The organism is Mesorhizobium sp. M2A.F.Ca.ET.042.01.1.1, assembly GCF_003997405.1.
In the GTDB taxonomy this organism is placed as follows: Bacteria; Pseudomonadota; Alphaproteobacteria; order Rhizobiales; family Rhizobiaceae; genus Mesorhizobium.
In genome coordinates, this window is record NZ_RZRX01000222.1 from 1 (window position 1) to 10,834 (window position 10,834).

Sequence of the window (10,834 nt, forward strand, 5' to 3'; positions counted from 1 at the left end):
CACCAATGGTCGACACGCTGCGCAAGCGAACCCGCACTGACCACTTTCGCGAGATCCGAAGATTTGACCGAAAGGAAGGAGCCGGGTGGCAGCTTGAACGCGTTTCGCCAGATGCAGGCCTGATCTGGAACCCAGCCTTGCGACAGCATGGCTTCGGCGGCTTCGAGATCGATCTCGGCCGAGAAGGATGGAAAGCACCGGATTGCCTTGAGTTCCGAGGCGAAGAGCAAGGCCCCTCCTGCCAGCGCCACGTAAAGCGGCTTCTTGCCCACCCGGTCCCTGGCAAGGTGAAGAGTTCTGGTTTTGAGATCCCACAACGCGAAGGCAAACATCCCCGCGAGGCGTTTGACTGCGGCTTCCAGACCCCATAACTCTACCGCGCAAAGCAGCACTTCAGTGTCGCCGGTGCCATGGAATTCGCAGCCCGCATCCTCGAGCTGGCGCCGCAGGTCGCGGAAGTTGTAGATCTCACCATTGAAGGAAATGATGTAGCGACCGCTGGCGGAACGCATCGGCTGTTGACCGGTGCTCGACAGGTCGACGATCGCGAGCCGACGGTGGCCCAAGGCAATGCCGGCATCACGATCAATCCAAAGTCCTTGGCCGTCAGGTCCGCGGTGGCGAAGCGAACTCGTCATGTGCCCGATCGGCCGTAGCGAATTTGCATCCATGTGCTCCGGCGCGACTAGAATTCCGGCAATCCCGCACATCAACTTACCTCTGCATACCCGGGCCGCTGCCGGACTGCTGGATGCATTCCCGCCACTAGGCAGAACGTCAGCGCAAACCAAACGATGGGATGGCGGATGATCAGATGCGGCAAGCTGAAGACGACCACCGAGGCAAGGAGCACCGAGAGCGCGTCGAAGCGGCTTCGCCAGGCAGACATTGCGGCCGACCCCACGATCCAGACCAGCGCCAGGACCGCCACCAACCCTCCTTGCAGATAGAGATCCAGTATTGTGCTATGGGCTTCAAATGGGCGCTCCAGGAACTGTTTGTCGGCGACCGGCGGTCGCTCAAGGTGTGGTCCCGGACCAAGGCCAAGTGACCAGGTTTGCAGTCCCGTCTCGATCGCCTGCCCCCAAAGAAAAACGCGCAGGTCAAATGTCTCCGCTGTTGCTTCGTCGCCCCCGTCCTTGGTGAGGCTCTTGGCAAACTCGGCCACGCTGCTCTCTTCGGTAACTACGTATGGTGCCGCCGCGATGGCGAGCGGAACTGCACCGACGACGAGCAGCAGGGCAATCTCTCGGGACAAGGTGGCTTTGCCGGAACTTGATGCGAACCACGCCCTGAGCCACAGCCCCAGAAATACGAGACCGCTCAAGATAGTGGTGTAGAGATAGGTGTCGCTTTTGGTCAGCCGTCCGACGTAGAAGATCGGGACAAGGCTAGAGAACGCGAACAACTGAGCCCATCGGCTCTGTGTTGTCGTCGCCAGGTGCAGCGCCAGAGGACCGAAGACTGCGCAATAGAGTGCGAGTTGGTTGGGATTCTCCGACCAGCCTCGCAAGCGGTCCCAATACCATGGCTCGACCTCCGACTGATGGATCCAGCCCCACGCCACCCCAAGCTGAACCAGGAAGGCTCCGGTGGCGATCGCGATCACCCACCAAGCGCTCCGTCGTAAGCGCAATTCCGCATCGGGTTCCAGTGCTGCAAGGCAAGTGACACTCGCCAGCAACACATAAGCCATTGCATCGTGTGATAGTCCCGTCAGATAAAGCACCGAGGTGAAGTAGCCGACGAAGGTGCCGACCGCCAAAGTCAGAGACAGAAGCAACCAGAACTTGGCCAATTTCGCGAAGGCCGGCGTGGCTACTATGGAACCCCCCGCCAAAATCCGGCCGAGCGAGAGCATTATCCAAATTATCAGAAAGAGTTCGCCATACCCGAATGGCAGACCTGGGACGGAGATCTGCGATGCGAAAGACAAGGCGACCCCCGCAGCAAGCAATGCGTCCCTCATCATCAGCGCGACTCCCCCATTCGGCTGTTGGAGAGGCGGTGTGCCAAGTATGAAGGGGCGGGAGAGCCATGGGAACGAGCCGCAAGGACGTCCCTGTATAGATCGGAATACTGGTCGACTACCCCGGAAAGGGCGAAGCGCTCTTTGACAAGATCGACGGAACGGCTGCCCATGTTGACGGCGCGCTGGCGGTCAGCGAGCAGGTCGACGATTCGGTTGGCCAATGCATCCGGATCGCGTGGCGCCACAAGATGCCCGTTCCACCCATCCTGGACGACATCGGTGCAGCCCGGCATCCTTGAAGCAACAATGGGGAGCCCTGCAAGCCCGGCCTCCAGCAACACGCGAGGAACTCCCTCACGGTATTCCGTTGGAAAAGCAAACACATCAGCTATACCCAGAAGGGCCGGTATGTCGCAGCGCTTGCCCAGAACCACAACGTTGGAACCAAGCTGCCGAATTTTCGATTCGGCGACGGCGAACGGCCCCTCGGACTGCCAAGGTCCGATCAGTACGAACCGCGCATTCGGCCGTCTGGCCAGAACCTTCGGCACCGCCTTGAGGAGGGTCAGAATCCCCTTCTGACGAGTCAATCTCCCGACAAACATGATGACTTCTGCCGATTCAAGCCCGAATTCCTGGCGAAGCCGCGCGGCTGGCGGCCCAAGATGCTGGGCAGCCGCGAAAGCGCCTATGTCTATGCCGGAACCCGGAATCAGGCAGTTGGTGCCATGGCCTAGCAGCCGGTATCGATGAAAGAACTTCTGATCGTCTCGGTTCTGGAATACCGTCGCCGCCGTCCAAAGGGATGCCAGCCGTTGCAGTCCGATGAAAAGTGGCCGCAGCATCAAGGCGCGCAGCGCAAGGGACGAGAACGTCCACCCCAGTCCGTTGATGGTACGAACAACCGGCACCCGCCCCCGCGCCGCGAGCGGAGCCAAAAGATTTGGCTTTGTGTCGAAGCTCTGTACGATGTCCGGACGCAGCTCGGCGATTAATCCGCGGAGTGCTCTGATTGCGCCGGCTTTCCCGCTGCCACTGCTGAAGCGATCAAACTCATATCCCTTGTGGGATATCCCGTGCCTCCGGAAAGAGGCGCCGTCGCAAGTCGAAACTGCCGTGATCTGGAAACCTCTCGCACGCAGCTCCAAGAAGAATGGAACTCTCAGAGCGTGATCTTCGCCGCCGACGCAGACCAGATGCGGCTTCATTTTGCCGCTCCGCTAACACTGCGGCCGGCCAGCAGTCCGACATCGTCGGAATCGTAGTGATCTCTCATGGCCCGATTACTGTGCGAGATTGCCTAAGTCACGGAAAGCTACGGAGGGGTCTAACGTTTGTCCTCGTCCGTTCGAATGATGGACGACGGCCCCTCTTGGCGGGAACTGTAGAACCTCAATCCATCCAGCGCTAAAGAGGAAGCCGCGAGGGCTCAAACTGAAAGATGTCTTGGCTCCACTGTCTTCCGCGCCGTCCCACGCCAGCGGGGGGATAGTGCGCGCAAGAACCGGCTGTCAGCGTGCTTGCAGTGCAACGCAACTGAGGTCTCTTATCAAGGAGCAATCCACTACGGTGCCCGCCCGGTTCGAACACCGCCATCCGTCCGACCTCTGAGGCTCTCGAGATGATTTCCTGGTTTGTCCGGAGTGTTGCAGCAGCATTTGGGAATCGACGCTATGCCTTCGATATCTACGACCCCCCATCCGCCTCCTACCAGCCCGCCTAGATCAACCGTGGAAAAATGAACGCAGCGCGCAAGTTTATCACGTACCGATTTCGCCGGACAAAATAGTTGATCAAAGCCGCGTGTCACAAAGGTGTCTCGCGGACAAAAAACGCCACGTTTCCAGCGCGGTGGGTCCAGAATAGTTGGGGTTAACTCAGTTTTCTTCCCCTGCGTTATCCCCGAATTTCACCGCTCTAGCTGCCGGCGAGCGCACTCGACGCCACGATTTTGCTTCATTTTGATTAAAGTTCGGATATTTCAGCGACGCCTCATGTTCACGTTTTTCACAGGGGAATTGGCCCGAACTGAGAGCATTCCAAGGGCGGGGTTTCCCCTATTGGCCAGAGCCCAACAAGGCCACGCGGCACTCCCGCGTGAAGAATAAGAGGCAATGAAGACCAAGCAAGTATCGTCCCTTTTACATAGCGCGATGTCGGACTGCGCACCGGGGCTATTTGGTGTTGGGCTTTTTTCCGCGATGACCAATCTGCTGGCGTTGACCGGTTCGCTCTATATGTTGCAGGTCTACGATCGGGTGCTGCCATCCCAGAGCATACCGACCCTGGTCGGATTGACTGCTGGCATGCTGGGTCTCTACGCGGCCTATGGACTGCTCGACCTCGTGCGACTCCGACTGTTGGCCCGCATTGCAAGCCGGCTCTACAAAAATCTCCATCAAAGGGCGTTTGCGCTTTCGGTGCTCTTGCCTCTGAAAGCTGGCCGAGAGGCTGACCGGCTGGATCCACTTCGAGACGTCGAGCACCTGCGTGGCTTTGTTGCAGGATCAGGGCCGACTGTGGTCTTCGATGCGCCCTGGATCCCTTTTTATCTGATGATCATCTACATGCTCCACCCGGCGCTCGGCATGCTCGCGACACTTGGTGCTGTTGCAGTGGTTGCAATAACCGCGCTGGCGGAAATTTTCGGTCGCACCCCCGCCAAGCTGACGTCAGAGGCAATGATATCGCAACGCGCACTTGCCGAGTCCGGGCGGCGCAATGCCGAGGTCGTTTACGCGATGGGCCTACTGCCCAGAATGGCGGGACGCTGGAGCGAACTCGTTCTTGGTTATCTGGCGCACCAAGAGCGGCTGTCCGACATCATTGGCGGAACTGCTTCGTTGTCAAAGGCGCTAAGGATGTCACTGCAATCGGGCGTGCTGGGGCTTGGCGCCTACCTGGTGATCGGCGGCGAGGCGTCGCCAGGCGTCATCATTGCATCATCGATTTTGCTTGGCCGTGCGTTGGCTCCGGTCGACGCAGCAATCGCGAACTGGAAGGGCTTCCTGTCCACCCGACACAGCTATTTCCATCTCAAGGCTACGTTGGAGGCATTCGAAACTGCGGCCGACCCCATGGAATTGCCGCGGCCGCATACACAGCTGACCGTGGAGAGACTGACTGTAGCGCCGCCTGGCATGCCGAAGCCGACGGTGCTCGATGTAAGCTTTCGCCTTACCAGCGGCGCCGGCATGGCCATTGTCGGCCCAAGCGGCTCAGGCAAGACCACCCTCGTGCGGGCATTGGTCGGAGCCTGGACTCCCCTCCAGGGCAAAGTCCGGCTGGACGGAGCCTCGCTCGACCAATGGAACCCGCGCTCGCTTGGCTCACACATCGGTTACCTGCCACAAGACGTTGAACTCTTCGACGGAACGGTTGCGGACAATATTTCGAGGTTCGGCGGAAAGAGCGACCCGAAAGGTATCCTTGCCGCCGCGAGGGCTGCAGGCATCTATTCGTTGATCATGAGCTTACCGGAGGGCTTTCAAACGCGCATCGGCGACGGAGGCAGGGCCTTATCGGCTGGCCAAAGACAATTGATTGGCCTTGCCAGGGCGCTCTATGGCGACCCATTTCTTGTTGTTCTGGATGAGCCAAACTCAAACCTCGACGTCGAAGGCGACGCCGCGCTTGCCGGTGCGATCCTGGCGGTGCGACAGCGTGGGGGCATCGTCATCGTGGTTGCGCACCGTCCCTCCGCTCTCACCAACATCGATCAGGTATTGGTGCTGGCTGATGGTATGGTCAGGACATTCGGCTCTCGCGAAGAGGTGTTGGCTAGCATCGTGCGCGCCCCCCCTTCCCCCGCGCATCGTCCATCCGCTGTCATGCCCATTCGAACTGGTGTTAGCGGACATGCGTGACGTTCTGCCTCGCTTGCTTTCGTACCTTCCATTTTCCGCCTGGCCCGATGCCGGCTCGTGCTCGAAGACCTCGAAAGAGCTTACACCGACGGGCGACCTCGGACCCAGCCTGACGCTCGGACTGACGGTCACTTGCCTGCTAGTCGTAGGCGGAGGGCTATGGCTCGGTTTGACCGAAATTGCGGGCGCAGTGATCGCACCGGCAACTGTAGTCGTGGAAAGCGACACCAAGAAGGTACAGCACCAGACGGGTGGCACCATTAATGGAATCTATGTGCAGGACGGCGACCATGTCCGGGCAGGCGCAGTGTTGGTCAGGCTGGACGACACGCTGGCTCGGGCAAACCTCGAGATCATCAGCGAGGATCTAGACCGTGCCACGGTGCGACTTGCTCGACTGGAGGCCGAACGTCAAGGACTGTCGACAATGCGGATCCCAAGCGGCCTGCAGGCCGACATGGGCAATCCGAACGTGGTGGCGCTGGTCAACGGCGAGCGTACTCTGCTCGAAACAAGGGCATCGGAACTGGCCGGTCAGAAAACGCTTCTTAGAAGCCAGACCGAGCAGATCGGGCGTCAACTCGAGGGCCTCAAGGCCCAGCAGGCCGCGATGGACGAATCCGCTACCTTGCTCGGCCGCGATCTCAGCGATGTGGATAACCTGTATTCCAAAAAACTGGTCTCGAAAGAGAGACTCAGCAATGTGAGGCTTGAGGCCACAAGAGCGAAAGGCGAGTCAGGGCGTCTGGCCGCGGCTGTGGCGGAAGCACAGGTGAAGATCACCGAAACCGAATTGCAGGTCCTGCAACTTGACGAGCAAACGCGCAGCGAGGTGACCAAAGAGCTGCGTGAAACAGAAGCCAAGCGAACCGAGCTCGACGAGCGCAAGATCGTCGCGGAGAACGAGCTGTCCAAAACCGAAATCCGCGCCCCGCAATCGGGAACGATACAGCAATCCACTGTTCACACGATTGGCGGTGTAATCGCTCCAGGGGAATTGCTGATGACGATTGTCCCTGATGCGGACAACCTCGTAGTAGACGCGCGCATCCCCCCCTCCCAGGTTGACGAAGTCCGTTCGGGTCAGCCAGTCTCAATTCGCCTAACGGCGTTCGATGCGGGCACGACACCGGCGTGCAGTGGCAAGGTGAAATGGATTTCGGCAGACCTGATCAAGGATCAGCAGCACCAGCTCTCCTATTTCTCGGCACGCATCATTGTGCAAGATAAGGCTGATTGCCTGACCGACGCAAAGGTGCTTAAGCCTGGTATGCCGGCCGAGGTCCACGTAAGCACCGGCCGTCATAGCGTTTGGTCCTATCTTCTGAAGCCGCTCACGGACCAGATGTCACGTGCATTCCGCTAGAGTCCACAGCGTTAGCGATCCATCACCCGAGGCCAAAGACACTCAAGACGGCGAGAACCAGCCCACTATGCAGATTTGGCAAGATTGGTTTCGCTGATGCCGATCACCCGCGCCGCCGGATTCCCTATTGGCCCGCCGGGCGCGAGCATTCTTGCCAACCCCTCCCTCGGATCAGCGATAGCATCCTTCGGCCTTCAATGACCGCACGATCCTAGCTGCCACCGGATCGTAGCGCACTTTTCATCTCGGCTGTAGTTGATGGTAAACAGCGCGGCACGGTTCGTTTATACCTTGATCGCCCCTGACATACCTAATCTCATGGTCTTTGATGCCCGACTAGCTGGTCCATTTCGGCGTAACGCGCCTATAGGTCCGTCATCCACCTCATTGCTGGTGAAGCGGAGCCCCATAAGGACGACCTGGGAGCAGCCAACAGCCGTCTCATCTGGGGACCCAATTGCTGGCATCAATTTTGGGTAGCTGGCCTACCCCGTCGTGCCGGGCCGCTCCCGACCCCCGTCCCGGACTGCGGATGTACCAGCGGCGGCGGTTCGACGTTAGGAGCGTGGCGCGCGCACTGCCTCGCACGCACTTGCGCCAGCAGAAATTGCGCCGCCGGGAGAGAGAACGCGCCCGGCGAGCTTCAGCGAAACCGGTGGAATGTAACCAACCGTGTTATTCATGCACTCTTTCTAATGTAACATCTCCATCGGCCGACTCCCCACCCCGAGTCGGCTAGGCCCGGCGGTTCAACCCAACGCACCCCAACAGAGCGCGGAACTGTCGGGCCGCTGCTAAGGCGTCCAGCCGTTCCCGGGCCGCGCCGCCCGGCACCTCGTCCTTAATTCGGATATCAGCCGGCGACTGTGAGTATCTAGTCGTGCGCCGCTCCGCCTGGGCGAATAGCTCGTCCACCATCTCCGCGGTCGGCAAGGAAGCCAATCCCGGTCACGACGGCCGCGATTGTCGACCCAAGCAGCGTGAATGCGCGGATGACGGAAAGGACTGCCGCGCCGAGGGCAAGCTCGCCGGCTGTGATGTCAGTACGGAAAACGCGGTTGAGGAGATCGGCCACAAACTGCGCGCCTGCCCGACGAGCCTTGAAGGCCGCAAGCACCAGGCCATTGAAGACGGGTTGTGGGTCTGGAGTTGTGTTCATGCGGGAGCACTTTCCCGAAAGGCATCTCGACTATTTCTCAACTCCAGAGCATGTTGGTTCCGTTCGCCAGTGGAGCGTAGATGGAAACCCCTAAGAGGTGGAAAAGACCCATGCAGAGTCAATTGAAGCGCTGGCAGCGAAGACTTTGCGGGACACGCGCTAAAGTAACGTATCCGCACGCTTCGCCAGAGCCGTGCTTGCGAACGCAGATGGCAACCCGGCCAAACCGGCTCCGCCAAAGAAACCGAAGCCCTGATCCCTAATCACCCCATGGCGCACTACGATTCCTGGCGGGACTATCTCATGACGCGAACTGATGACGTCGTGACATTGAGTTTCAAGTCTTTGGAAAAAATGGCCAGCTTGCCGGCCTCGGCCCGGGAATACGATTGGTGGTGGGCCAACGAAGATCCCGAGACAACGACCCATGTCCAATGCAAGTCGTGGCAAGCGGCCGGATTTGACGCGGATGTCGATCGTGCCCGGGCCATTGTGACGTTTAAGCGCAAGACAGCACGAGGCTAAAGGCGGGATGCGCCAGTCACGCCGCAGCTGCGTCGAGGACGGACTGCAGGTCGGGAGAGCCGTCATGATCTCGCCCCCAGACGTTATTCCGTCGCAGGAACAAAAGCTCCCGGCGCCGATTGATTTCTCGAAGGGACGGCAAACCGGAAGGATGCCGAACGATGATCGAGCTTACGGTCTTGGAAATAGCGGTCGCACGGCTACGCGCAAAGCGAGCCGAGCACTCGCTGAAGCAAGCGACGGCGCTGCTCGACGAGGACCACGGCCTCGCCGTTAGCCTGGCCCTTTGCAGCCGCATACGAGCCGGCCAGGCACGCGCGAAAGCTGCTCGCCGTCGGCTGCTCAAAATCGCGCCGACGGCACACTGAGGAGCGACCGTCATGCAGATCGCCGATTTCGATACGGCATCGATGCATCATCACCGGCTGTTCCGCGATGCCAAAATCGCGATGCTTACGCACCGGGTATTGTTTCACATGCAGGCAACAGCGACCTCGGTCAACGAAGTCGAAGAGGCCTTGGAGGAGTTCGCCGATGCGGCCAGGCACGAGAGGCCGGCGGCAGATTTTGCTTTGCTGGAAGCGGGCGAAACGCTCGGATTGTGACCCGCCCATCGGCTCTTGGAGTACCACAAACGGTGGAGGCGTTCGCCAGATGGTGATCTCGCCGTGGCGGCAGGTCTGAGCGACGATAGCCGCTCGTCCCGCGTGCCGAGTAAGTGTTTTGCGTTTTGAAGCTTTGACCATTGGCGAGAGGCGTGCCGAGCTTCACCAGCTCGTGCGTCTCCGCCTTCGAATCATGCGACGCCTCGATGAGGTCGATCGCTCGGCCGACTTGGTCTTGAAGGCAGCGGCCGAGGTGATCGAAGCTGTGTCGGCGGAACCTGACCGGCCGCTCAGGGTGCCAAGAGCCGATTGGACGCTTGGGATCTAGCTGCCTCGCGCGCGGTGTCATTCGTTGCGGGCTTCTCGCCAGCGTCGCCACCACTCCCTTTCAAGGATCGACGCAACCACATCGCCGGCTGGGTGCGCGGCGCGTCATGCGCGGCCTAGTGCTCGGCGAGGAAAGCGGCTTCTGGCATGCGCTCGACGACCGGGCGCGCTCGCTCCGATGACTGTGAGAAGTCGCAAAGCAGTCGTTACACTCAATGCCTCTGAACTATCCTAAGACCTAATCTACTGGCCCGCCTTACCCACAAGCACCCGCAATTCGGGTGGAGGCGAGGCGCAGAAAGTTCGAAAAGCTTCCAAGAATCCCCGTCGAGGAACAAGAACTGCGGCGGGTGACCAGAAGGCGGAAATCGCCCGCAGATTTGCAGATCGGGCTTCGATAAGCCGTCCTTATGGCCACGGCGGGATGGAACTGGCGCCGGTTTCTATCACGAGCACACGTTGGTTTGCCCTTGCCGAGGGAAACTCAAAGCATGTCCGGTCTGGACTGCTGAGCCGCCCGCCAGCCCAGGCGCTTTAGGAGCAACTTTCCCAATGGGTACGATTGGGGACTGCTGCGAAACTTGTCGATGATTTTCGCCGGTGAAAGTTCCCAGCGGGACGTTGCACGTTTCCGCAGACACGTTCCTGCGCTTTCGCCAGACCGCTCGACGGACTCTGTATAGTGTCTTTGTTCTTCGGCATAGAAGGCCATGTAGCGATCGAGCGCGGCACGGAACTCCTCCTCACGTCCGCGAGGGCTTTGAGCCGGCCGTACCGTTGGGGCTTCAGTTGCCATCGTCGGGTAGTCGCGGCTCCCAGGCATCGCACGCTCTCCTGTGGCTGAGCTGGAGCCAAGATGTCGGGCTGCCAACAAAACGTATCGAAGCGCGGCCGAACAGTTCCGAAAATCACCGAAAACACATAATGTCTCGTAATGCCGGAGCGGCTCGCATTTGGCCCTTTTGTGCTCAACCCCGAGGCGGGAACGCTTCTGAGGCAGGGTCTGCCTGTCGC

General features: G+C 59.8%; 8 protein-coding genes and 1 pseudogene. 5 read left to right on the plus strand and 4 right to left on the minus strand.

Going from position 1 to position 10,834, the window contains the following annotated elements; translation table 11 throughout:
• The 3 genes and pseudogenes from EOA23_RS26400 to EOA23_RS26410 all read right to left on the minus strand — a co-directional run.
• Window positions 1-638 (minus strand): annotated as a pseudogene (locus tag EOA23_RS26400) (asparagine synthetase B); the annotation flags it as partial.
• A 71-nt stretch (window positions 639-709) separates the two neighbouring features.
• On the minus strand, window positions 710-1,972 hold the full coding sequence (locus EOA23_RS26405) for an O-antigen ligase family protein (protein WP_127306312.1): 1,263 nt from the start codon (window positions 1,970-1,972) through the stop codon (window positions 710-712).
• Window positions 1,972-3,180 carry a glycosyltransferase family 4 protein gene (locus tag EOA23_RS26410; protein ID WP_127306313.1) on the minus strand — a complete coding sequence of 403 codons (1,209 nt, stop codon included), beginning with the start codon at window positions 3,178-3,180 and terminating at the stop codon, window positions 1,972-1,974. Before EOA23_RS26410 ends, EOA23_RS26405 begins: the two co-directional genes overlap by 1 nt.
• A gap of 906 nt (window positions 3,181-4,086) precedes the next feature.
• Here EOA23_RS26410 and EOA23_RS26415 point away from each other — a divergent pair.
• Together EOA23_RS26415 and EOA23_RS26420 are read left to right on the plus strand one after the other, a co-directional pair.
• On the plus strand, window positions 4,087-5,838 hold the full coding sequence (locus EOA23_RS26415) for a type I secretion system permease/ATPase (RefSeq protein ID WP_245474354.1): 1,752 nt from the start codon (window positions 4,087-4,089) through the stop codon (window positions 5,836-5,838).
• Complete coding sequence (locus EOA23_RS26420) at window positions 5,831-7,204, plus strand: HlyD family type I secretion periplasmic adaptor subunit (protein ID WP_126060819.1); 1,374 nt, start codon at window positions 5,831-5,833, stop codon at window positions 7,202-7,204. Before EOA23_RS26415 ends, EOA23_RS26420 begins: the two co-directional genes overlap by 8 nt.
• Window positions 7,205-8,078: 874 nt before the next feature.
• On the opposite strand, the gene EOA23_RS26425 is transcribed toward EOA23_RS26420, so the two are convergent.
• Window positions 8,079-8,363 carry a hypothetical protein gene (locus tag EOA23_RS26425; protein ID WP_126060818.1) on the minus strand — a complete coding sequence of 95 codons (285 nt, stop codon included), beginning with the start codon at window positions 8,361-8,363 and terminating at the stop codon, window positions 8,079-8,081.
• A gap of 270 nt (window positions 8,364-8,633) precedes the next feature.
• Here EOA23_RS26425 and EOA23_RS26430 point away from each other — a divergent pair, with 270 nt between their 5' ends.
• The 3 genes from EOA23_RS26430 (at window position 8,634) to EOA23_RS26440 (ending at window position 9,493) form a co-directional block, all read left to right on the plus strand.
• Entirely contained in the window at window positions 8,634-8,888 is a 255-nt protein-coding gene (locus EOA23_RS26430) for a hypothetical protein (protein ID WP_145966485.1), read from the plus strand.
• 161 nt (window positions 8,889-9,049) lie between these two features.
• Window positions 9,050-9,256: a hypothetical protein gene (locus EOA23_RS26435; protein WP_126060816.1), complete on the plus strand. Its 207-nt coding sequence runs from the start codon at window positions 9,050-9,052 to the stop codon at window positions 9,254-9,256.
• A gap of 12 nt (window positions 9,257-9,268) precedes the next feature.
• Window positions 9,269-9,493: a hypothetical protein gene (locus EOA23_RS26440; protein WP_127306314.1), complete on the plus strand. Its 225-nt coding sequence runs from the start codon at window positions 9,269-9,271 to the stop codon at window positions 9,491-9,493.
• Window positions 9,494-10,834: the final 1,341 nt, after the last annotated feature.